This window comes from Nocardiopsis sp. B62 (genome assembly GCF_018070675.1).
Classification (GTDB): Bacteria; Actinomycetota; Actinomycetes; order Streptosporangiales; family Streptosporangiaceae; genus Nocardiopsis; species Nocardiopsis prasina.
The window spans coordinates 186,760-209,482 of the sequence record NZ_JAGPXK010000002.1 but is presented as its reverse complement, the minus strand read 5'-3'; the positions used below and the strand labels follow the sequence as shown (position 1 = coordinate 209,482).

Annotated in this window: 22 protein-coding genes and 1 tRNA gene; 11 read left to right on the top strand and 12 right to left on the bottom strand. The window is 68.4% G+C overall.

All coding sequences use genetic code 11. The features are described from left to right. Nucleotides 1–321: 321 nt before the first annotated feature. The 3 genes from KBX21_RS03030 to KBX21_RS03020 all read right to left on the bottom strand — a co-directional run bounded on the left by KBX21_RS03030 (nt 322) and on the right by KBX21_RS03020 (nt 3,730). Nucleotides 322–1,017, bottom strand: a complete 696-nt coding sequence (locus KBX21_RS03030) for a chaplin family protein (protein ID WP_210840944.1) — start codon at nt 1,015–1,017, stop codon at nt 322–324. A gap of 158 nt (nt 1,018–1,175) precedes the next feature. Further along, nucleotides 1,176–2,198 (bottom strand): hypothetical protein, encoded by a 1,023-nt coding sequence (locus KBX21_RS03025; protein ID WP_210840943.1) that lies wholly within the window; start codon nt 2,196–2,198, stop codon nt 1,176–1,178. Nucleotides 2,199–2,407: 209 nt separating this feature from the next. Then, entirely contained in the window at nt 2,408–3,730 is a 1,323-nt protein-coding gene (locus KBX21_RS03020) for a M20/M25/M40 family metallo-hydrolase (protein WP_210840942.1), read from the bottom strand. Nucleotides 3,731–3,866: 136 nt separating this feature from the next. Here KBX21_RS03020 and KBX21_RS03015 point away from each other — a divergent pair. Then, nucleotides 3,867–3,951 (top strand) — tRNA-Leu (locus KBX21_RS03015). Between the two features lie 197 nt (nt 3,952–4,148). Here KBX21_RS03015 and KBX21_RS03010 read toward each other — a convergent pair. Beyond that, the gene (locus KBX21_RS03010; RefSeq protein WP_210840941.1) at nt 4,149–4,685 is read right to left on the bottom strand and encodes an AbrB family transcriptional regulator; all 537 of its coding nucleotides are present in this window, start codon (nt 4,683–4,685) and stop codon (nt 4,149–4,151) included. Then, the gene (locus tag KBX21_RS03005) at nt 4,682–5,218 is read right to left on the bottom strand and encodes an AbrB family transcriptional regulator (protein ID WP_049570933.1); all 537 of its coding nucleotides are present in this window, start codon (nt 5,216–5,218) and stop codon (nt 4,682–4,684) included. Before KBX21_RS03005 ends, KBX21_RS03010 begins: the two co-directional genes overlap by 4 nt. A gap of 113 nt (nt 5,219–5,331) precedes the next feature. On the opposite strand from KBX21_RS03005, the gene tcuA reads away from it, so the two are divergent. From tcuA to KBX21_RS02980, 5 genes are all read left to right on the top strand, one after another. Beyond that, entirely contained in the window at nt 5,332–6,804 is a 1,473-nt protein-coding gene (tcuA, locus tag KBX21_RS03000; RefSeq protein ID WP_210840940.1) for an FAD-dependent tricarballylate dehydrogenase TcuA, read from the top strand. Next, on the top strand, nt 6,801–7,418 hold the full coding sequence (locus KBX21_RS02995; RefSeq protein ID WP_049570939.1) for a GntR family transcriptional regulator: 618 nt from the start codon (nt 6,801–6,803) through the stop codon (nt 7,416–7,418). The genes tcuA and KBX21_RS02995 overlap by 4 nt, the downstream gene beginning before the upstream one ends. 734 nt (nt 7,419–8,152) lie before the next feature. After that, nucleotides 8,153–9,025, top strand: coding sequence for a tripartite tricarboxylate transporter substrate binding protein (locus tag KBX21_RS02990; RefSeq protein ID WP_234003900.1), 873 nt, complete (start codon nt 8,153–8,155; stop codon nt 9,023–9,025). Beyond that, complete coding sequence (locus tag KBX21_RS02985; RefSeq protein WP_049570945.1) at nt 9,025–9,549, top strand: tripartite tricarboxylate transporter TctB family protein; 525 nt, start codon at nt 9,025–9,027, stop codon at nt 9,547–9,549. Before KBX21_RS02990 ends, KBX21_RS02985 begins: the two co-directional genes overlap by 1 nt. Nucleotides 9,550–9,561: 12 nt before the next feature. Continuing rightward, on the top strand, nt 9,562–11,076 hold the full coding sequence (locus KBX21_RS02980) for a tripartite tricarboxylate transporter permease (protein WP_049570950.1): 1,515 nt from the start codon (nt 9,562–9,564) through the stop codon (nt 11,074–11,076). On the opposite strand, the gene KBX21_RS02975 is transcribed toward KBX21_RS02980, so the two are convergent. Together KBX21_RS02975 and KBX21_RS02970 are read right to left on the bottom strand one after the other, a co-directional pair. Continuing rightward, complete coding sequence (locus KBX21_RS02975; RefSeq protein WP_307869145.1) at nt 11,073–11,624, bottom strand: aldehyde dehydrogenase family protein; 552 nt, start codon at nt 11,622–11,624, stop codon at nt 11,073–11,075. The genes KBX21_RS02980 and KBX21_RS02975 overlap by 4 nt on opposite strands. A gap of 118 nt (nt 11,625–11,742) precedes the next feature. Next, the gene (locus tag KBX21_RS02970) at nt 11,743–12,471 is read right to left on the bottom strand and encodes a hypothetical protein (RefSeq protein ID WP_210840939.1); all 729 of its coding nucleotides are present in this window, start codon (nt 12,469–12,471) and stop codon (nt 11,743–11,745) included. Nucleotides 12,472–13,049: 578 nt separating this feature from the next. Between KBX21_RS02970 and KBX21_RS02965 the strand changes: the two genes are divergently transcribed. Next, the gene (locus tag KBX21_RS02965) at nt 13,050–13,691 is read left to right on the top strand and encodes a hypothetical protein (protein WP_210840938.1); all 642 of its coding nucleotides are present in this window, start codon (nt 13,050–13,052) and stop codon (nt 13,689–13,691) included. A 73-nt stretch (nt 13,692–13,764) separates the two neighbouring features. Here KBX21_RS02965 and KBX21_RS02960 read toward each other — a convergent pair whose 3' ends face one another. From KBX21_RS02960 to KBX21_RS02945, 4 genes are all read right to left on the bottom strand, one after another. Next, entirely contained in the window at nt 13,765–14,367 is a 603-nt protein-coding gene (locus KBX21_RS02960) for a hypothetical protein (protein WP_247665129.1), read from the bottom strand. A 209-nt stretch (nt 14,368–14,576) separates the two neighbouring features. Then, a complete protein-coding gene (locus KBX21_RS02955) occupies nt 14,577–15,623 on the bottom strand; it encodes a histidinol-phosphate transaminase (protein ID WP_210840937.1) in 1,047 nt (348 codons plus the stop codon). Beyond that, the gene (locus KBX21_RS02950; protein ID WP_049579883.1) at nt 15,620–16,669 is read right to left on the bottom strand and encodes a 2-ketoarginine methyltransferase; all 1,050 of its coding nucleotides are present in this window, start codon (nt 16,667–16,669) and stop codon (nt 15,620–15,622) included. Before KBX21_RS02950 ends, KBX21_RS02955 begins: the two co-directional genes overlap by 4 nt. Nucleotides 16,670–16,721: 52 nt before the next feature. After that, nucleotides 16,722–17,387 (bottom strand): LysE family translocator, encoded by a 666-nt coding sequence (locus KBX21_RS02945; protein ID WP_199776698.1) that lies wholly within the window; start codon nt 17,385–17,387, stop codon nt 16,722–16,724. A gap of 619 nt (nt 17,388–18,006) precedes the next feature. Here KBX21_RS02945 and KBX21_RS02940 point away from each other — a divergent pair. The 4 genes from KBX21_RS02940 to KBX21_RS02925 are packed head-to-tail and all read left to right on the top strand — an operon-like array spanning nt 18,007 to nt 21,250. Next, complete coding sequence (locus KBX21_RS02940; RefSeq protein WP_210840936.1) at nt 18,007–19,275, top strand: beta-ketoacyl synthase; 1,269 nt, start codon at nt 18,007–18,009, stop codon at nt 19,273–19,275. Then, nucleotides 19,272–20,483: a beta-ketoacyl synthase N-terminal-like domain-containing protein gene (locus KBX21_RS02935; protein ID WP_210840935.1), complete on the top strand. Its 1,212-nt coding sequence runs from the start codon at nt 19,272–19,274 to the stop codon at nt 20,481–20,483. Before KBX21_RS02940 ends, KBX21_RS02935 begins: the two co-directional genes overlap by 4 nt. Before the next feature lie 24 nt (nt 20,484–20,507). Further along, nucleotides 20,508–20,768: an acyl carrier protein gene (locus KBX21_RS02930; RefSeq protein ID WP_110049624.1), complete on the top strand. Its 261-nt coding sequence runs from the start codon at nt 20,508–20,510 to the stop codon at nt 20,766–20,768. A 5-nt stretch (nt 20,769–20,773) separates the two neighbouring features. Next, nucleotides 20,774–21,250 (top strand): SRPBCC family protein, encoded by a 477-nt coding sequence (locus KBX21_RS02925; RefSeq protein WP_210840934.1) that lies wholly within the window; start codon nt 20,774–20,776, stop codon nt 21,248–21,250. Nucleotides 21,251–21,412: 162 nt separating this feature from the next. Here the strand turns inward: KBX21_RS02925 and KBX21_RS02920 are convergent, their stop codons facing one another. Beyond that, nucleotides 21,413–22,684: a Gfo/Idh/MocA family oxidoreductase gene (locus KBX21_RS02920; protein WP_307869138.1), complete on the bottom strand. Its 1,272-nt coding sequence runs from the start codon at nt 22,682–22,684 to the stop codon at nt 21,413–21,415. Nucleotides 22,685–22,723: the final 39 nt, after the last annotated feature.

Here is a 22,723-nt window from a genome sequence, read left to right as displayed (position 1 = left end):
TTTCAAGAGAACAAGTTGATGAGAAGGTGTCGTGTGCGGGCCACAGGCCGTTCCACACTCCTGGGTGGAGTGCGGGCCTTCGGCCGAGGCGCCGGGGATCATCCGGTGGGCTCCGCACCTGGGCGGTGCGTTGTCTGCCGGGCTGGTGGGTGTGGGCGGCGTCCGTCTGCGCTGGCTGCGTGCGGACGTCCACACCCCGTCGATCAGCTCCGCCCTGGTTGGGCGGCGGCTGACGTGAACCCCGAGCACATGGCCTCGGCCGGTGCTACGGGACTCGCGTCAACCCCCGGGCCCTGGGGCGGGCCCGGGAAGCTGATCAGGTCAGGCCCTGGCCCTGCGGCGCTTGCCGAAGAGCAGGAGGCCCGCGCCCGCGGCGACCGTGAGGACCGCCGCGGCGAGCAGCGCGGCGAGGCCGCTCTGGTCGGTGCCCGTCACCGCGAGGCGCTGCTCGTCGGCGGGCGGAGCGGTGGGCGAGGCGGAGTCGGCGGGCTGCTCGGGGGTCCCCGGGGTGGCGGGCGAGGGCTCCTCGGACGGAGACGGCTCGTCCCCCTCCTGCTCCTCCTCGCGGTCCTGCTCACCCTCAGGCTCCTCGGGGGTCTCCACGACGGGGTCCTGCTCGTCGGGGTTCTCCTCGTGCTTGTCCCCCTCCGGCTCCCCGGGCTTGCCGGGCTCACCCGGGTCGCCGGGCTCTCCGGGCTCACCGGGCTTGCCGGGCTCTCCGGGCTTGCCGGGCTTGCCGGGCTCGTAGCCGTCGTAGCCGGGGTGCGGGTTCTTCGGCTTGCCGACCTCGGTCACGCTGGCGTCGCCGTCGGTGCAGTTGGCACCGGCGATACCGAGGACCGCGATGGCGTTCCCGCAGAGGTTGATCGGAACGTCGCCGTCGACGACGAGCTGGTTGCCTCCGCCGAGCGACCCGTTCCCGCTGGTCGTGGTGTCGGCGTGGGCGATGCCGCTGGCGGCGACGAAGAATCCGGTCGCCACGAGGGCGGCGAAGCGGAGGTGGGTTGACTGGGTCATCGGCTGTCCTTTGGTCGACGAGGAGATTTCACTGCTACTCGTGGTGACCGCGGACGGAGTTCCCGGCTATGGAGCCTTGGGAAGAGAGCACGCCCACCGGGAGTCGGCAGGGCGGCTGTGCGCAGGGCGCACGGACCGGCCGCGGTCTGGGAGCGCGGCTAGTCGGGAGAGTAGGAGGGGTCGTCCGCGGCATCGCGAACAACCAGGGTGGGGTCGCCGGGAAGGGCGACCCGCTGGGCCCGAAGCGCCATGTGACCGGCGCGGGCCATGAGGAAACCAGCGGCACCGGGTGCCGGGAAGGACGGGGCGGAGGCACCGGTGGTGTCCGGCCCGACCTGGTGGTGCGAGCCACCGCCGATGAGGCGGATGCGCTCGGCGGAGTCGTCGTCGGAGGCCGTGTCACCGGCGTTCTCCGCGACCTCGTTGGCCACACGCCACGAGGTCTGGGCGACGTGGGCGGCGACCTCGTCCTTGACGCGGGCCACCCGCTCCTCACGCTCACGCTCCGCGCGTTCCCGCTCCTCGGCGTCGGAACGCTCGGCGGTGGGCGCGGAGACGGCGGGCTCCTCCTCGGAGCCCAGGATCGGCAGTCCGAGGGGACCACCGGATTCGGTCACGGAGTCGATACCGCTCCGACCGACCGTTTCGTTCAGGCTCGTGGCCACACTGTCGACCAGTGCGGACTCGCGAAGCGACTCGTCCGTGGAACCGACGACACCCTGGCTGGTACGCGCGACCCCGGCGACGAGGCCGGTGGCCCCTCGCGCGGTGTCGTCGACGGCCTGCCCGGTTTCGTGGACGACCGCGCCGACGGAACTCTCCTCCAGCGCCGCGCCCGTCTCCCGGAGTGCGTTCCCCGGAAGGGAGGACGCCTGCGGAACGACGCTGCCAGCGAGGGCCTCGGTGGACGAGGCGGCCCGGCTGGCGGTGTCGGAGAGTCCGGAGTCCCGGAGCTCCTCGGCGGCCTGACCGGTGCGGTCAGTGATCTCGCCGACGCCCAGGACGCCCCCGCCGAGCCCGCCGGACTGGGAAGCGGTCTCGCTGTTCGCGACACCCACTCCCCCGGCCAGCCAGGCGACGGCGACGATGCCGGACAGGAGCAGCAACCGAGCGTAGGCACCACGGGCATTGCGAGCAGCGCGACTGGAGGAAACCAGCCACCCTCGGCTCGCGAGCACCATGGGATGCCCCTTCGTGTCGTTACTGCTGGACGGTCCCGTGCGGCGACGCCGCAGACGGTCGCACCGCGAAGCCCCGAAAAACAGAGGCCTCGCTGAACTGAAAGCAACACTAGCATCACCGTGAGTGACCATGGGCGAAAAAAAGAACCGCGCCGAGAACTTCCCGACGCGGTCCACCCGGCCCGTCCCCCTATGGGGGAAATAGCCGGTCAGCTCATGCCGACGAACCGGTCCAGCACCCGCACACCGAACTGGAGACCGTCCACGGGGACGCGCTCGTCGACCCCGTGGAACATGCCCGCGAAGTCGAGCTCCGGCGGGAGCTTCAGCGGGGCGAAGCCGTAGTTGCGCACGCCCAGGCGGGAGAAGCTCTTGGCGTCCGTGCCGCCCGACAGGCAGTAGGGCACGGCCTTGGCGCCCGGGTCCTCGGCCAGCAGGGACTCCGACATGGCGTTCACCAGGCCGCCGTCGAAGGAGGTCTCCACCGCGGGCAGGTGGTGGATGAAGTCGCGGCTGACCTTCGGGCCGAGCAGTTCGTCGACCTTCGCGAAGTACTCGTCCTCGGTCCCGGGCAGGAAGCGCCCGTCCACCTGGGCGGTGGCCTCACCCGGGATGACGTTGGCCTTGTATCCGCCGCCGAGCACCGTCGGGTTGAGGGTGTTGCGCAGGGTGGCGCCGATCATCTTGGCGATGGGGCCCAGCCGGGCCACCGTGGCGTCCACGTCCCTCTCGTCGAAGGGAATCCCGAACTCCTCGCAGATCTCCTCCAGGAAGGTCCGCACCGTCGGGGTGAGCTGCACGGGGAACTCGTGCTGTCCGAGCCTGGCGACGGCCGCCGCCAGCTCGGTGACGGCGTTGTCCCGGTTGGTCATCGAACCGTGCCCGGCGGTGCCGCGCGCGGTCAGCTTCATCCACGCGATGCCCTTCTCCGCCGTCTCCACCAGGTAGAGGCGCCGGTTCTCGTTGACCGTGAAGGAGAAGCCGCCCACCTCGCTGATCGCGGAGTCGCAGTCCGCGAACAGTTCGGGGTGCTCGTCCACCAGGTACTGGGCACCCCAGGTGCCGCCCGCCTCCTCGTCCGCGAGGAAGGCCAGCACGATGTCACGCGGGGGCCTGCGCCCCTCCCGCAGCCGCTGACGCAGCATCGCCAGCACCATCGCGTTCATGTTCTTCATGTCGACGGCGCCGCGACCCCACACGCACCCGTCCGCGACCTCACCGGCGAAGGGGTGGTGGGTCCAGTCCTCGGGGGCGGCCGGGACGACGTCCAGGTGGCCGTGGATGAGCAGCGGCGGACGCGAGGAGTCCTCACCGGCGATCCGGGCCACCACGTTGCTGCGCCCGGGGTGCTTCTCGTAGATCCGCGACTCCACCCCGACCTCGTCGAGCTTGGCCGCCACGTACTCCGCGGCCTTGCGCTCCCCCGGCCCGGAGTGGTCACCGTAGTTGGAGGTGTCGAACTCGATGAGCTCACGGCACAGGTCGACGACCTCGACCTCGCCCGCGCTCGGTTCCCTGCCCGGTTCCACCATCTGGTTCTCCCATCTCAGGACGCACCTTTTGGCCTAGAGCCTGTCACGATGACCCCCCGCCGGAAAACTGGTTCGGACTCCCCCAGACCTTTGCTATGGTTAAACCTGTTCGGAGCGACACAGACCGAACAGCCCGGTCCGGGTGGCGGAATAGGTAGACGCGCTAGCTTGAGGTGCTAGTGGCCGTTAAGGCTGTGGGGGTTCAAGTCCCCCCTCGGACACAAAGGAAGGCCCTGCTCAGCAGGGCCTTTTTCGTGCCCGCCCCAGGCGGGCGGCCACCCAGCCATCGCCCCTCGTACTGAACCCGAGCTTCCATGGCCACACCGCCAGGGCCTCGCGGGGCAGCCCCGAGCGGCCCGAGTGGTACGCCACGAGCCGGCCGGGAGCCACCGCGGAGTGGGTCGGATGACCGATTCCGCTACCGGGCGGAGTCGTCCGGTCCGGCTATCCAGCGGCGGTGAATCCACTCGCTCACCCAGAAGACCAGCGGCAGGCTCAGCAACACGGTCAGGATGCGCACGACCTGCACACCGACCACCTGGGCGCTGTCGAGGTCGAGGGCGATCGCCGCGGCCACCATCTCCCCCACACCACCGGGCACCAGCGCCAGCATCGACTCAGCGGGGTCCATGAGCCCCGTAGCGGCGAACAACCACCCGAAGAGAAGCCCAGCGCCCAACACGACCGTCACCGCGAGCGTTCCGGGGCCGAGGATCCGTAGGAACCGCCGGAACACCTCCGGTCCGATGGTGGAACCGATGGCCGTGCCGATCAACAACTGTCCGGTCAGGGAGATCACGACGGGCACCTCCGCGGCGAGGCCGAAGCCGAGGTTCACCGCGGCCGCTCCCACCAGACCTCCTGTGAGGGGCCACAGCGGCATGCGGACCCATCGGAAGACGAGGGCGGCGCCCAGGGAACCCGCCATGACCGCGAGCAGGGGTAGCGGTGTCATGAACCCACCACCGCCAACACCACGGGCAGGAACACGAACACGATGGTCAACAGCCGGACCGCGTGCACGGTCATCACCACGTCCATCTCAGCTCCTTTGTCGATGGCCAGTGAAGTGACCTCGGCCAGACCGCCCGGCGTGACGGCCAGGACAGCGGTGGCCGGGTCGACGTCGTAGCGGGCCATCAGCAGGGCGATGACCAGGAGGTTCACCAGGACGAGCCCGAGATAGGCGGCGATCACCGGGATGGCGACGGAAGCCGTGCTCGCCAGGGAGTCCATGGTGAGCAAAACACCGCTGACCAGACCGACCAGGAGCAGCCCGACATGCCTCAGCGGTCGAGGGAAGGCGGTCGACCGCAGCCGCGATGACCACTCGTGGTTGGCCAGGGCGGCACCGATGGCGCTGCCCAACAGCATTCCCGCGGGCACCCCCATCAGTTCGAGGAGCGAACCCACCACCACTGCCCCGGCCAGCGATCGCAGTACACCCAAGGCCCGGCCCCAGCCGGATTTGTCCGCTTGTGCCGTCACTTGACCTCAATCATTCATCGCTTCGAAACCCCGGCGAACCAGGCACGAAACCCTTGACAGGCGTTTTACCCTTGGAATACCTTTCGTGCACTTGGTATACCAAAGGGGAGTAAATGTCCACCAGCACGACTGACGTTCTCGTTGTGGGCGCCGGCAACGCCGCCATGTGCGCGGCTCACGCGGCCCGGGAACACGGCAGGCGAGTCCTGGTCCTGGAAGCCGCACCCAAGGACCAGGCCGGCGGCAACAGCTACTTCACGGCGGGCGCCACGCGCATCACCCATGACGGTCTGGAGAGTCTCCTGGACCTCATCGAGCCCGATGAGCGACACGGCGACACGGAGGTGCCGCCCTACTCCCGGGAGGAATACGCCGCGGACCTGGAGCGGGTGACCGGCGGGCGCAACGATCCCGAGATGACCTCGACCCTGGTCTCGAACATCGCCGATGACATGCGGTGGCTCGGTTCCAAGGGCCTTCGGTACCGCCTGATGTACGAGCGTCAGGCCTATGAGCGTCCCGACGGCGGCTACCTGTTCTGGGGCGGGCTGCACGTCGGAAACGTCGACGGCGGCCAAGGGCTGGTCCGCGATCACCACCGCGCAGCCAGGGAATCCGGCATCGAGATCCTCTTCGGTGCCCGTGCCCTCCGCCTGATCGAAACCGACGGCGTGGTCACCGGGGTGGTCTACGAACACGACGGCGAAGAACACACCGTCCAGGCCGAGGCAACCGTCCTGGGAAGCGGCGGCTTCGAAGCGAGCAAGGAGATGCGGACCGAGCACATGGGTCCGCAGTGGCACCACGCCATCACCCGCGGAACCCCGTTCAACACCGGCACCATGCTGAACGAGGCACTCAAGCTCGGTGCTGCCAAGGGCGGGGACTGGAGCTCCTGCCACGCCACTCAGTGGGACGCGGGTTTCACGGACAACGAGTCCAACTACGAAGTCACCAACCGGCTGACCCGCCAGAGCTACCCACTGGGCATCATCGTCAATCGCGATGGCAAGCGCTTCCTCGACGAAGGCGCCGACTTCCGCAACCTCACCTACGCCAAGTACGGCAAGGAAGTACTCATGCAGCCGGGCGCCGTCGCCTGGCAGATCTTCGACGCACCGCTGCGTCCCATGCTCCGTCCGCAGGAGTACGAGGTCCCCGGCGTCGGCGAGCACATCGCCGACACACTGGAGGAGCTCGCCCGGCTCTCGGGGATCGACGAGGACGGACTCGTCGAGACCGTCCGGTCCTTCAACGACTCGATCCGCACCTCGGTGGAGTTCGATCCCAACGTCAAGGACGGCCGTTCGGCCGACACCACACCGCCCAAGTCCAACTGGGCCAACCCCATCTCCGAGGGCCCCTTCTACGCCTACCCCGTCACCTGCGGCATCACTTTCACCTTCGGCGGGCTCAAGGGCGACTCACAGGCGCGAGTGGTCCATGAGGACGGATCGGTCATCCCGGGGCTCTACGCCTGCGGGGAGGCCCTGGGCGGCCTGTTCAGCGAGAACTACCCGGGCGGTTCCGGGCTGGCCGCGGGCATCGTCTTCGGCCGGATCGCGGGTCGGTCGGCCGCGTCATGACGGGCAGCACCCAGGTCGAAAGCGTCTACCAGCGGCTTCGCGCCCGCATCCTCGACGGGTCTCTCGAACAGGGATACGACCTCAACGAACGCGCCGTGGCCGACCTCGTCGGCACCTCGCGAACCCCGGTCCGGGAGGCCGTGGCGCGGCTGCTCGTGGACGGGTTGGCCGAACGGTTGGGCCGCAGGACCCGGGTGACCGTGTGGGACGGCGAGAAGATGGGCCAGCTCTACGAGATGCGCAAGATCCTGGAGTCGGAGGCCTGTCGACTCGCCGCGATGCGCAGGAGCGAGAACGCGGTGATCCAGCTGGAGGCCAGCCTCGCTGAGCAGTCCGAGTTGACGGACCCTTCCGCCACCCTGCGCAGGGAACTGAACTACAGGTTCCACTTGATCATCTGGCAGGCCAGCGGTAACCCGTTCCTCATCGAGGCGAACCAGAAGCACGGAGTGCAGTCGATGTCCATCTCCCCCACGACGCTGCGCACGGACCAGCGCTGGAGCACGTCGCTCGATGAACACACGCGGATGGTCGACCACATCAGGGCGCACCGGGCCGAGGAGGCCGCCGACACCATGCGCGACCACATCGAGGCCGCGTTCCGGCAGCGGTGAACCCGTGCCGGCCGTCGATGCACGGTGAACGCGCCATCGGGCCCCTCCGACCCGGCCGCCCCTGACACAACTCAAAGCGATCGAGTCCCCGGCTTGAGAACACCCCGAAGGTCGAAGCGCACCGGGGGGGGTTCAGCGGAATACCGGTCTCACGTCCGGAAAAGACGATGACACCCAACCGCTCGGCTGAGCCGTCCCCGGCTCCTCCCGTGGTGAAGCTCGACCACGCCTGCGTCTTCCCCGACAGACGACATGGTGAAAACGATGGAAGAGGGCGAACATCGGACGGCTCCGGCGCCTGGGGCCCGACAGCCGATCCCCACCCGTTCACGCGCCGAACCGCCCGGCCCGACAACGTTCCATCCGCCGCATATCGAAATCGAATGGTTATACATAAGCCCTCGGGCGCAGCGCTCATAGAGCTTGTCCCGGCCGGGTTCATTTTATCCGACAAGTGGTGCTACAACCGGTCATTCCATGATAATGTGACGCAGATCTCACGTTACTCAACGCTTCCCGAACGTGGATCCTCCGTCACGGAACTCCGCCTTATCACTATGCCCAAAATCCCGAAAGAGAGAATCATGCGCTCCCCCTCATCGCGACCCGCAGTCAATCGAACAAGCAAGCGGAATCACCGCATGCTGGTGGCCGCTGCGGCGATCGCCCCTCTCATTCTTGCGGGCTGTAGCGACAACGGCGGCGCTTACCCCTCGGACTCCATCCAATACATCGTGCCCTACAACCCGGGTGGCGGAGCCGACCCCGTCGGCCGCCAGTTCGTCCAGATGCTGGAGTCGGAACTCGACGCCAGTGGAAACGTCATCAACGTGCCCGGCGGAGACGAGGCGGTCGGCATCACCCAACTGGCCGGTGCCGAGGCCGACGGCTACACCCTGGGGCTCGGTACCTCCGGAGGATTCGTCGCCCAGCCCCTGGTCACCGGTGAGGCCCAGTACGAAACACCAACGGACTTCACGCCCCTGGCCAAGATGTCCGGCACACCCTACGGGTTGTTCGTCTCCCCGGATTCCGACTACGAGACGTTGGACGACCTGGTCGAGGCCGCCGAACGGAATCCGGGGGAGATCCAGATCAGCACCCCCGCCGGCATGGGCAACCCGGCTTTCGTTATCTATTACCTCGAAGAGCTGGCAGGCATCGAGGTATCACTGGTCACCACCGCCGGTGGTACCGGGGAAGCGGCTCTGGAAGTCATGAGCGGACGCCTGGACGCCGTGGTAGGAAACGCCTCCGGGCAGTTGGGGCTGGTCGAGTCGGGTGACCTTCGGGCGATCGCCTACAGCGGCCCGGAGGACTACAGCGACTTCCTCCCCGACGCGGTCCAATTCAACGAGGCCGGATACGACATCCCCTTCACTTCGGACTACATGACCATGGCCCCGGCCGGCCTGGAGGAGGACGTCGAGTCGGCCCTGCGTGATGCCTCCGACACCATCATCATGAGCGACGAGTGGTCCGAGTGGGCCCGCGGGCAGGGCGTACTTCCCCACGTGGCCACGGGTGACGAGCTGGACGCCTACCTGGAGGACATCCAGGCCAACATCGAGCACGGCATCGAACTCGGAAACGACCGCGATAACTGATGGCTGAGACCGAGAACGCCGGCCAAGCGTCAGAAAGATCATCGCAAGGGTTGCAGAACGACCCGAAACGATTGGGTCGCATTCTCTTCGGAGCCCTCTTCCTGGCCATTTTCGTCGGATACTACCTGGCGGGAAGAGAGCTCGACAACGGAACGCTGTCCCAACCGGGCCCGGGGATGATCCCCGGATGGATCGGCATCGCCGGGGCAGCCATCTCCCTCATTGTGATCATTGAATCACTACTGGGACGCTCGGAATCGGGTCAGATCGATTTTCCTCGCGGGCGTGATCTCAAAGACGTCCTCATATTCACAGCCATGGTGGTCGTCTTTTACGCCGTACTGATCCCGATACTGGGTCAGTACATCGCATCGGCACTCTTCGCCACAGCATTCATTCGCGTGGTCGGCCGTGACTCATGGTTGAAATCCATTATTATCGGCGTTGTCATGGGAATCATCTTGACCCTCTTCTTCTCTGAGGCCCTGGGGATTCGACTGCCCAGCGGCATGATCATTTCGTAAGAGGCATAAACCATGGGAACTATTGAAGGCTTTCTTTACGGCCTCGACCTCGCGCTCTCTCCCGAACTGCTGTTGGCGGCCTTCGTGGGTGCGCTGGCCGGCACGCTGATCGGTATCCTTCCCGGTCTCGGGCCGGTCGCCGGTGCCGCGCTGCTGCTACCGCTGACCTTCGCCTACGAGCCCGTGGTCGGCATGATCATGATCGCCGGCATCTACATCGGTACCCAGTTCGCGGGGTCGATGACGTCGATCCTGCTGAACATGCCCGGTGACGCGCAGTCCGTCGTCGCGACCTTCGACGGCCACCCGATGATGAAGAACGGCCGCGGCGGAGCGGCCCTGACCATCATGACCCTCGGGTCGTTCATATCCGGTCTGATCGGGTTGGCCATCGTGCTGCTGGTCCTGCCCGCGGTCACCGGCGTGGCCATGCGGTTCGGCCCAGCGGAGTTCTTCGCTCTGACCGCGGGCGGTCTGCTCGTCCTCGCCAGGATCTCCGGAGGATCCCTGGGGTCGGGGCTCCTACCGATGATCATCGGTGTGGCGCTGGCGACGATCGGGCTGGACGTCAACACCTCGACGAACCGCTTCACCTTCGGTCAGATCGACCTGACCCTGGGGGTCGCGCTGGCCAGTGTCGCGGTCGGTCTCTACGGTCTCTCCGAGCTGATGTTCATGCTCACCGGGGACTCCAAGCGACCCAAACCCAGACGCCTCCGTCTGCGTGAACTGATTCCGACCAAGGAGGAGCTCGGCCGGTCGATCACACCCTGGGGACGCGGTTCCCTGATCGGCTTCGGGTTCGGACTGATTCCTGGTCCGGCGGCCGCGCTCTCCACCTTCGCTTCGTACAAGGTCGAACAGACGGTCTCCAAGCACCGGAAGGACTTGGGCACCGGCGCCGTGGAAGGCGTGGCTGGCCCGGAGGCGGCCAACTCCTCGGCCACCATCGGCAGTATCGTTCCGGTACTGATGCTGGGCATCCCGTTCTCCGCCACCCTGGCCCTGATGATCTCGGCCATGACCGTTCAGGGGGTCCAGCCCGGTCCCCTGTTGGCGACCCAGCGGCCCGACCTCTTCTGGTCGGTGATCGCGTCCATCCTGGTCGCCAACGTCATGTTGCTTCTGCTGAACCTGCCCCTGATCGGGGTGTGGATCAAGCTCATCATGACCCCGATGCGCTACATGGTTCCGTTCATCATCATCATCGCGTCCATCGGGGCCTACAGCATCAACAGCAACTTCATCGACCTGCACATCGTGCTGATCGCTGGAATCTTCGGATACTTCCTGAGGCTGCTCGACTTCTCTCCGGCTTCGCTGCTGGTGGGTCTGGTCCTGGGGTCGATGATCGAGCGCTACTTCGTCCAGGGAATGGTCACCTACCGAGGTGACATCTGGGCGATGGTCGGTGCCTCCGGCATTTCGATCACCATCTGGGCCCTTGTAGTGATCGTTCTGTTCGCCGGGCTCCTCAAGCCCGTCTGGACCGGTCTCAAACGCAGGGTGCGCAAGCCCGTCGCCTAGCGACGACAGGATGCCGCCGATCCCACGGCCGTAGCGGCTCCCCCGAGCACTCTGCTGGAACCGGCGCCTGAACGGCGACCACGCATCACGTGCTCCAGCGGATGGGGGTGTCCACGCCGCCACTCGGTGGAAGGACGGGTGGATCCTGCCGAGGCCCGGGGGGATCGGACCACGCTCCAGGCGTGCTCCGGTCCCCCTCTCGAGCATCCCGGCGCGGGCGGCCGGACATCGTCTCGGCGGACACCGTGCTCGCGAAAGGCGCCCTGGGTGTACTGACCTGAGAGGTTGATTCGGTGCTCGCGCCGATCGACGCCAGCGGCCTCCAGGCAATCTCTCGCAAGACGAGGCCGAACAGGGCCGACGGGGAGACGGACGCCCCGTTCACGGTGAGGTAGCCGGAACGGATTCGGCGGGCGACGGCCGCGCCGTGTTCGGGGTCGGCCTGTCCACACCCCGCCCCCGAGCCCGTACGGGGAGTCTTCGGCGATCCGGACGGCCTCGTCCTCGTCCCCGAACGGGATGACGGAGAGCTCTCCCCCCTCGGACACAAAGGAAGGCCCTGCTGAGCAGGGCCTTTTTTCGTATCCCAGACGGGCGCCCACCGCCTCACTCGTCGCGAGGGCGATGGGCGTCCGCGTCCGGGGAGGTCCCCCGTACGGAGAACTCCTAGTACTCGGTGATCGACGTGGCGATCCCGTCGACGATCTCGACCTCGGCCAGGACCGGGTTCCCGCTCGCGACGGTGGCGTCGAACTCGTCGAAGTCACACGTCACGAGGCCGGTGTCGGGGTCCTGCACACCGTCGGCGCAGGCGTAGATGCCAGCGTGGATGACGGTGTCCTCCGACACGAAGAACGCGGTGTCCTCGACGATGTACTCACCCGGGGCGACGTAGTCCAGGCCGCCCGCCAGGGTGCCGGTGAACCCGCCGGACTCCTCCGGGGCCTCGGGGCCCTCCGGCTCGTGGTGGCTGTCGTTGTCGTACTCGGTGATCGACTCCGCGTTCCCGTTCTCGTCAACCATGGCCTGGACGAAGATACGCGTCTCCCCCTGGGCCGCGGCCTCGAACGACTCCAGGTCGCACTCCACGATCCCGAAGGCGTTCTCGTCGAGACCGTTCTCGGCGGGGCAGACGTGGTGGCCGCCGAGGTAGCGCGTCTCCTCGGTGACGAAGAAGGCCTCCCCGTCGATGATGAACTTGCCCGGGGCGAGGTACTCCAGCTCGCCGTTCCGGGGCTCCGTCACCACAGCGGCACCGGAGTCGTCCCCCGCCTGGGACGAACCGACCGACGACACCGTGTCGATCACTTCCCCCGAGGAACACGCCGAAGAGCCGACGACCACCAGACCGGAGGTCGCTAGGGCCAGGACGGTGGTACGGAAACTGCGCTTCATGCGATTCCTTTCTCCCCAGTGAAGGAGGCTCCTGATAACAGGAAGTTTGTTCTGTCGTGTTCGGGGTACTTTATGAGGTTTTATTTCGAAGCACGCGCGACGGGGGATGGTGCGGCGCTTCGAAAACCCCGGAGGAAACGAGACGCCGGGATGCTCGGCCGTCCCGACGGGCGCTGGGAGGCGCTTCGACCTCTGCCTTCGCCCCTTCGACGCCGGAAGAGACCGCGCCGGGGAGGTCTTCGTCGACGCGCGCCCGAGTTTCGGTGCATAAGTCGCGTACCAAGATGTTTCTCCCTTTCTCCCGTGCGGCGCGGGCCACTCCCGCCTTCGCTCCGCCTGTGTCTGCTGTTCCTTTATGTGCGTTCTGATGGCGGTCGGGGCTATGGAGTTCACCCGAATATCGAGTTTTTTCGGACTCCCAGCCAAGGCTCCGCCCAGTGGGATGAACGTGCCTGGTCAAGCAGGTACGGGACGATGCGCGCGGTCGCACGTCGGACACTGAGCGTGTGTGCGGACCCACGCGCAGGAGGTGCGATAGTGCACGTACCCCTGCCCCTCCTTCTCTCAGGAGCACCCCCATGCACTCTGCCAACCCCCGCCCCCTTCTCCTCGTGGGGGCCGCCCTCTCACTGGCCCTGACCGCCTGTGGCGGGGAAGGCGGCTCGGAAGCCGAGGCCACACAGGAGATCGACACCACCGGGTTCACCTACGGCGACGTTCCCACGGAGAACCAGAAGCGGCCGGGCATCAACGAGTCCCACATGCCCCCGGAGCCCGAGCGAGGCGCTCCCAGGCACGAGATCAACGCGCACACGGCCCTGGTCAAGGTCTCCGAGATGAACTGGACCGCCGATCCCGACGCAACCTCCGAGTGCCCGGAGGTCGACCTGCACGCGGAGGAGAGCTACAGCTGCGTCGTCACCTACATGGGTGAGGAGTTCGAGTACCTGGTCGAGCTGGACGAGGAACGGAGCTCGGAGACCTATGCCGCCGAGAGCGCCCGCCTGGTCACGGGGCCGATCATCGTCGAGCAGCTGGAGCACACCATCCGGGTGTTCAGCCTCCTGCCCTACATCGACTGCGGCTTGGAGGGCGAGGTGGTGGCCGCCACGGTCGACGAGCACGCGAGCACCTGCGTGGCCCTGGACGGCGCGACCGGTGAGACCAAGGAGTACGAGGTCACCTACGGCCTGCTCGGCCCCAACGTCACCCCGCTCTAGGCATACCGGGACCACCGAGGAAACGAGCAGGGGTCCGCTGACCAGCGGACCCCTGTTCGGTGTTCGGACACGGTCAGCGGTGCGTAGCGGAGGCCGCCTTCTCCCTACGGTCGCGCACCAGCGTGACGATGCCGATGGTCACGGTGGTGATCAGTCCCAGAGCGGGCAGGCCGATCCAGGTGAACGCCCACAGCATCTGTCGGGTGGAGGCGGTCTCGACCACGTGCATGGAGGCGACACCGAACTCGACCCCCTCATTGGAGCAGGAGATCGTGTGGGTACCCGGCTCGACGATCTCCAGGACGTGGACCAGGTTCCACTCGTCGGCGCCGTAGGAGAAACTGCTCGCCCCCCGCATCTGCACGTTGCCCGGGGTGCCGGACGGGCGGTGGACCGAGCACCCTCCGCCGAACGAACGACCGAAGACCCCGAGTTCGCCCAGGTGTTCCTCACCGAGCTCCAGCTCGACTTCGAGGTTCTGGTCGACTTCGCTGATGAAGTCCGGGGCGGGGTGACGCACCCAGGGGCCGAGTGCGAGCAGGATGCCGAAGACCACCACCGTGGCCACCAGGGAGACCAGGCTCGCGATGTATCCACCGCGCGGACGGCGGCCTGGCGTTACCAGCGGGGCGGGCTGGACTCCAGGGGGAGGCGGGGGCTGGGGAGGGAGAGACATGTCCGACATCATGCCAGTGGCCCGTGACCGCGGGCGCCGAACTCCCCGCCCGCCCACTGACGAGGACTCCGCCCCAAAGGGCCCTCATAGCTGGATGAGAACGTGCCTTGTGCCAGCCCGCACCACTGCTCGTGGCCCCACAGGGGATCCCCGGGCCGTCGTCGCCCCGGGGATCCCTCGACGTACCGACCGGCAGTCCGGTCAGGGGGTCACTCCAGGGCGGGGGGCGCAGGGGACCCCTGCCTGGTCAGCTCCGCCAGGAGCCCGCCCAGGAGCGCGGTCTCCTCCTCCGTGCCGACGGAGATCCGCAGCCGCCCCGGGTAACCGAGCAGCGAGCACTCGAGCACGTGGACACCGCGCTCGGCGAGCCGCCGTTCCACGCGCACGGCCTCGGCGGGGTCCGAGCACCGCGCGATGACGAAGTTGGTCTGCGTGTGCAGGACCTCGACGAACAGGCCCGAGGCGCCGAGGAGGTCGACCAGGCGCTGACGGCCCCGGATCACCTGGGAGCGGTGCCGTTCCAGGTACGCGTCGTCGGTGATCGCGGCGGCGGCCAGGTGGAGGCTGACGGCGTCCGCCGAGTAGAAGCGCTGCCGTTCCCGCAGGCGGGCGGCGAGCAGGGGCGGGGCGGCCAGGACTCCGAGGCGCAGCCCGGCGAGGCCGAGTGCCTTGGACAGGCTGCGAAAGACGCAGAGGTTGTCCCACTCCCCCAGTCGCGGCAGGTATCCGCGCTCCTCGGAGAAGTCCACGTAGGTCTCGTCGACGCAGACGAGGTCGACCCGGGCGGGCAGCGCGTCCAGCCACTCGCCGGAGACGACGGTTCCCGTGGGGTTGTTGGGCCGGGCGACGAAGGCGACCCCGTGTGGTCCGACACGATCGGGACCGACCGTGGGCTGACCGTCCTCCCCCAGCGGCAGACGGGTGGTGGGCAGACCGTTGGTCTCGGGGCGGGTCCAGAAGGCGTCGAACCCGGGGACGGTGCACCAGGCCCGGTCGGTGAGTGAGGTGAGGAGGTCGATGGCCTCGTCGACGCCGTTGGTCAGGACCAGGCACTCCGGCCTCACGTTCCAGTGAGTGGCGATCTCCCCGCGCAGCAGGGCGCTCGCTCCCCGGGGGTAGCGGTGCAGGGTGTGCTGGAGGGCGAGCAGCCGGTCGACGACGGAGGGGGGCGGCCCGACGGGGGACTCGTTGGAGCTCAGCTCCGCCGTCCTCCCCGGTACCGGCTCCCTTTCGGAGTTCGCGCGCGTCTCGATCAACGTGCACCTCCGGCACTCACTCGCAGGCGGTATCCGAGCAGGAAGCCCGTGGAGTCGACGCGGGGGTCTGCCGTCAGCTGCTGAGCGACCTCGGCCCCCGCCTCGGCGAAGAGTTCGTGCCAGAACCGGTCCCTTTCCAGGCGCTGCTCGGTGAGGTAGTGCACCAGGAAGTACGGGTTGTAGTACGACAGGGCCAGCCGGTGCGCCATCGCGGCGCGATCCGCGATGCGGTTGTCGACCTCGATAACGATCCAGTGCGAGTCCGGGTGGTGGGTGAACACCTCGCGCACGAGGCCGAGCACCGCCTCCCTCCCCTGCTGTTCCAGGAGCTCCTGGAGCACGAAGGCGGAGATGAAGCACACCGGTCCGGGCCCGAGGTCGAGTTCGGGCGCGTTCTCGGCACCGGCCACCCGCAGGCGGACGCGGTCGGCGAGGCCGCGCCGCCGCATGAGCTCCTCCCCCGCGCGGACGCTCGCGGGTTCCGGGTCGACTCCGATGGCCGACAGCCCGGGCAGGAGTTCCATGAGGTCGGCCAGGGAGCTGCCGTCACCGCACCCCAGGTCGACGACGGACTCGACGTCGTCACGGACTTCCCCGAGCAGTCCGACGATCACGGGATAGGCGTCGTACTGGCTGATGCCGCAGCTGCCGACCCCGACGTCCAGCCCGGACCGGGAGGCGAAGCCCGCCCCCTGTTGGAGGGTGCGGCCGAGCTGCTCGAAGGTCTGGGAGTAGCCGCCGACGAGGAGTTTGTACCAGGAGGAGAACACGGCGGTCTCCCGGGCCTTCTCCTCCATGGAGAAAACGCCGTCGTCCTCGCTGAGGTAGCCCTCGTTCGCGAGGTAGTGCAGCACCCCCTCCAGGCGCCGGGGCTGGAGGGAAAGGCTTTCCGACAGCTCTCCCACAGTTCTCGGGCCCGCGTTGAGCTCTTCATGGAGGCCGGTTTCCATGAACTGGTGGAGCACCTGCGCCAAAACGAAGTACCTGACCGGCTGCAAGGCCTCCACCAGCCTGATCTCCAGCCCCGATTTCCTGGTTTCGGGCATGACGAATCCCTTTCACGAGAAATGCACATGTTTCCCTGGAACCCCGGAACTGCTAACGGCCCGGGTCGACCGTGACGACGTGCAGTGCGAGCAGGACGAGCGTCAGCCCGCAGACGATCTGGACCGTCCGGTACCACACGGGTTGGTGGAGGCGTCGGAGTGCGTAGTGGGCGAAGAAGGAGAGGAATCCGAGCCAGGTCACCACCAGGAGGCAGTCGACGAGGCTGAGCAGCATCATCGCGGGCATGGGCGCCCACCCCTGCGGAACGAACTGGGGCAGGACCGCCAGGAAGAAGAGGCCGGCCTTGGGACTCAGCAGGTCAGCGAGCAGACCCTGCCGGAACCACTTCCGCATGGACACGGGCCGGAGCCGGGTGCGACCCGAGGAGGGGGAGGCCGGTTCCGGTTCGGGATCGGGGTCGTAGGAGGGAGCGCGTTCGAGGGCGGTGCGCACCCCCAGGTAGGCGAGATAGGCGGCGCCCGCGTAACGCAGGGCCTCGAAGGCAGCATCCGAACGTGCCACGATCGCGGCGACCCCGATCGCCGCGGCGAACCCCCACGCGAGGGAGCCCAGAGCGGCACCGAAAGAGGCCGCGAGGGCGGGACGCACCCCGTGCATGATGCCGTTCCTCAGGACGATCACGGTGGCGGGGCCCGGGGTGACGGTGACAATGAGCGAGAACACGACAAAAGATGCCAACGCCTGCTGAGCGTCCATACAACCCGTTTCGCGAGGATGCTCATTCGAATATGAATACAAGCTATAACGCACAGTGAGACCAAGCAAGGGGCCAAGGCACGGTTTCCGAAACGACCGACCCGGGAAGCATGTGCTAAATAGTGAAGTTTCGCGCTTCTTAATGGAGAATGCAGCCGCATTTAACCATTGCGTCGCGTGACTTCCGGCCATTTCGGGTGTTTCGGACGGGGCACCCGACAAAGCTGGCCAGCCAGGTGGGGCGCGGCCGCGTCGCAAGCGGAACGTCGATCCTTAGCGTGATATCACATGTACCGAAAGTAACCATGCGGACCGCAGTCGGACCTTCCCGTGCCGAACCGCGCCGACCCCCGACACCCTTCGTGTCCACCTTCGACCACCGTCCGACGCCCGACCCCGCCCGAGGCGCGGCCCACCACATCCAGCCACCTGGCTGTCGGCCTCTGCATGCCCGAAACCGTGGAGAAGTCACCCTTGACCCTGACCAGCCGTCCTTCAGTGATCATCGGGCCGGGCCACCCTGCGCTCGGCCCCTCCCGACCCGCTCCCGCCACCGCCACCGCCGCGGAGTCCACCACCCAGCCGCGGCACTCCACCGCGTCGGCCCAGGGGAGGTCCCATGAGGCGTGAGGCCGTCATCACCGGAATCGGGGTGGTCGCTCCCGGTGCGACCAACGCGACCGCCTTCTGGGACATGCTCACCGCGGGAAGGACCGCGACCCGTGGCATCACCCTGTTCGACCCGACGGGCTACCGGTCCCGGATCGCCGCCGAGGTCGACTTCGATCCCGTCGCGCTCGGGCTGGAACACGAACAGGCCGAACGCATGGACAGATACGCGCAGTTCGCGGCCGTCGCCACCGCCGAGGCGCTGGCGGACAGCGCCGTCCCCCTGACCGACGTCTCGCCCTGGCGCGTCGGCGTGAGCATGGGGACCGCGGTCGGCGCCACCTCCCAGCTGGACCGCGAGTACGCCGTGATGAGCCGTGGCGGCGCGGACTGGGTGGTCGACCCCGGGGCCGCGGGGCCGCACCTGGACCTGGCGCTGTCCCCGAGCTCGCTCTCGGGTGAGATCGCCGAGCGGGTCGGTGCGCGCGGTCCGGTCCGCACCGTGTCCACCGGCTGCACGTCCGGCCTCGACGCCGTCGGCTACGCGGCGCAGACCATCGAGGACGACCTGGCCGACGTGGTGATCGCGGGGGCGGCCGAATCCCCGATCTCCCCCATCGCCATGGCCTGCTTCGACGCCATCAGGGCGACGTCGGACACCAACGACGACCCCGAGCACGCGTCCCGTCCGTTCGACCGGCACCGGAACGGTTTCGTCATGGGTGAGGGGGCGGCCGTCCTGGTCCTGGAGGAGGCGTCGGCGGCGCGCCGCCGCGGAGCGCGCCTCCGCTGCCGGGTGGCGGGTTTCGCCAACCACGGCAACGCGTTCCACATGACCGGCCTGCGCCGCGAGGGGTCGGAGATGGCGCGTGCCATCACGACCGCGCTTGACCAGGCGCGCCGCCCGGCCACCGACGTGGACTACGTCAACGCGCACGGTTCGGGGACCGTGCAGAACGACCGGCACGAGACCGACGCGGTCAAGCGGGCGCTGGGAGAGCACGCCCGCCGGACCCCCATGACGTCGATCAAGTCGATGGTGGGGCACTCCCTGGGGGCGATCGGCTCCATCGAACTCGCCGCCTGCGTGCTCGCCATGGACACCGGGGTGGTGCCGCCCACGGCGAACCTGACCACCCCCGACCCCGAGTGCGACCTCGACTACGTGCCCGTGACGGCGCGTGAGCGCAGGGTCGACGTGGTGCTGTCCGTGGGCAGCGGCTTCGGAGGTTTCCAGTCTGCGGTCGTCCTCGACCGAGGGAGTGAGGTGCGGTCATGAACCTGGTGATCACGGGCCTGGGTACGGTCTCCCCGGCGGGGACCGGGACCCACGACTACTGGGCCGCGCTCGTGGAGGGCCGGTCGCTCATCGCCCCGCTCTCCGACTTCGACACCGACGGCTTCCCTGTCCGTCTGGGCGGCCGGGTGCGCGGGTTCGACCCCCTCGACCACCTGGACGGCCGCTACGTCGTCCAGACCGACGCGTTCACCTGGTTCGCGATGGTGGCGGCCGAGGAGGCGCTGAAGGACTCGGGGTTCGACGTCACGGCCGACCCCTACGCCACCGGGGTGCTCATCTGCTCCGGCGCGGGCGGGGCCGAGTTCGGACAGCGCGAACTGACCGCTCTGTACGGCAGTGGCCCCAGCCACGTGGGCCCCTACCAGTCCATCGCGTGGTTCTACGCGGCCAGCACCGGGCAGGTGTCGATCCGCAACCAGCTCAAGGGCATGTGCGGTGTCCTGGTCACCGACGAACCGGGAATGCTGGACGCCCTGGGGCAGGCGGAGCAGGCCCTGCGCCGCGGCGGCTCGGCGATGCTGGTCGGCGCCAGCGAGTCGGCGATCGGGGCGCCGTACTCCCTGGCCTGCCAGGCGGTTTCCGGGACCCTCACCGACGGCGACGACCCCGAGTCGGTGTACCTCCCGTTCACCGAGCGGACGGTCGGCTACGTCCCGGCGGAGGGCGCGGCCGTCGCGCTCGTGGAGGACCAGGAGCTGGCCAGGGCGCGCGGCGCCCGTGTCCGGGCCGTCGTCGCGGGACAGGCGAGCACCTTCGGTTCGGTCGGGGGCCACGACCCCGGCGGCGAGGGCCTCCTGCACGCGGCCCTCGGCGCGATGCGCCGTGCCGGGGTCACCCCGGACGAGGTGGACGTGGTCTTCGCCGACGCTCTGGGCATGCCCAAGGCCGACGCCGACGAGGCCACGGCGCTGCGTCAGCTCTTTCCCGACGGAGTGGCCGTCACGGCTCCGAAGACGGGCTTCGGCAGGGCGCACGCCGGGGCCGGGGCGCTCGACGTGGCCGCCGCCGTCCTGAGCCTGGAACACCAGGTCATCCCGCCCACACCCCGCGTTCCCGATCCCCCCGCAGGGCTCGACCTGGTCGTCCGGGTGGCCCGGCCCGCCCGCCTGCGTACCGCGCTGGTCCTGTCCCGAGGCATGGGCGGCGGCAACTCCGCGGTCGTCCTCACCAGTCCGCACCACGTCTGACACACACGAGATACGAGGAGAACCATGGCGCAGGAAAAGATCACGTTGGAGGAGCTGGTGGAGCTGATCTCCACCAGTGCCGGGGTACGGACGGACGCGGAGACCGCGGCGGCCCGGACCTTCGAGGACCTGGGCGTGGACTCGCTCGGTGTGCTCGGCATCGTCGCCGAGATCGAGCGCAGGGTCGGCCGCAAGCTGGGCAGCGAGGCGGAGCTGTCGCCCTCTCCCACCGCCCTGATCGCGTTCGTCAACGACGACTCCCCCGCCCTTGTGGAAGGTGTGTGACCCCCATGGCAGTGAAGCTCCAGTACAGCACCACCATCGACGCGCCCTACGACCTGGTCTGGGAGGTGACCAACGACGTGGCCAGGTGGACCGATCTCTTCCCCGGCCACGCGTCCGTGGACGTCATCCACCATGAGGGCGACACCGTCCGCTTCCGGATCACCAAGCACCCTGACGAGCAGGGCCGCGTGATGACCTGGGTGTCCGACCGCACCATGTACCGGGACGAGGGCGAGGCCCGCGCGGTGCGGGTGGAGACCGGACCGTTCGAGTACATGCACCTGCGCTGGGTGTACGAGGACCTGCCCGAGGGCGTGCGTCTGACCTGGCACTACGAGTTCACGGCGAAGGCCGACGCGCCCTACGACGACACCTGGATGAAGGCGCACTTCGACGAGAGCGTGCCGAGGGAGCTGGAGGGGGTCAGGAACACCCTGGAGGCCAGGGCCCAGGCGGCGCTGGCGGAGGAGCCGGTCCACTGACGGATCCGTTCCCCTCGGGGCCCTCGACCGCACCGGCCGGTGACACCGCGCCGGAGCCGAGGGCCCCGAGCGTGTTCGCGGTCCCCTCGGATCAGGAGAGTCCGATCCCGCCGTCCGGCCCCCTGGGGAAGTGAGGGCCGGACGGGCGGGGCGCGCGGGGGTTCAGACCCCGGCGCGCCACTTGCCAAGGGCGACGTCGGGCACGAAGGCGGCCAGCTGCTCCTGGGTGGCCGGGTCGGTGAGGTCGACCCGGCGGCCCTCCTGCGCCGACAGGTAGGCGGCCATCAACAGGCGGGTCACGTCCCTGCCGTCGTGGAGGTCCTCGCGGGGCTGCGCCCCGTCCAGGAAGCACTCGACCATGTGCCGGTTCTCCTCGGTGTAGCCGTAGGTCGCCGCCTCGTCGGGCACCACCGGCATGAGCCCGCCCTCGGCGTTCTGCTTCTCCACCAGGTCCTCTCCGACCCCTCCGGCGATCTCACGGCTGAGGAACACCTTCGACTCGGTGTCCAGGGTGTTGGAGGACATGGAGTACTCGGGGCCCAGGAGTTCGTAGCTGAGCCGCAGCCCCGCGCCGACGTAGCTCCACGACGTGGTGGCCTCGGCGACCACCTGGTGGCCGTCGCCGTTGACGTAGACCACGGTGGCCCTCGCGTAGTCCTCGGAGGGGCTCCTGCGGTAGTCGACCTCGGGGCCGTACCGGTTGACCAGTTCGTCCGCGTAGTGCGGGCGCGCCCACTTCAGGCAGGCGATGGTCGCCTCCACACTGATCGGCCGCAGCCAGTCCCTGGCCTGGGTCCCCGGCGGCGTGAGGAGGTAGCGGGAGGCCTCCACGCTGTGGCACATCATGTCGTTGAGGACCCCGCCGCCCTGGTTCTCTCCCTGCCAGAACCACGCCCGGTGCGGGCCGCTGTGTTCCTCGGAGCAGCGCGCCAGGTAGGGGGAGCCCGAGGCGGAGGCCCCGCGCGCCCAGACCAGCTCGTGGGCGCGCGTCACCCCGGGCGCGAAGACCTGGTTCTCCAGGTAGCCGTGGAGCAGCCCGGCCCCCTCCACGAGCTTCAGGACCTCCTCGGCCTCGGCGACGGTGCGCCCCAGGGGTTTCTCGATCGCGATCCCCCGCAGTTCGGCCCGGCCGGAGGTCACCTCCTCGCAGATCGCCTTGACGGTCTCCAGCCGCACGTGGTTGGGGGTGGTCACCCACACCGCGTGCACGGCGGGGTCGCGCACCATCGCGCGCACGTCGTCGTAGCCGGCGGGGTCGCCCACGCGCAGCTCCCTGGCGACGTCGCCCACCTGTCGAACGGTCTCCGCCGTCCGGCCGCACACCGCCACGACGTCGGCGTCGCGCACGCCCCGGAAGGAACGGGTGTGGAAGTCGGCGATGAACCCGCTGCCGACGATGCCGACGCCGAGCCGACCGTTCACCTGTGAAGTCACGTTGGAGTCTCCCCATCGAGTTGAGCTGTACGGAGTTGG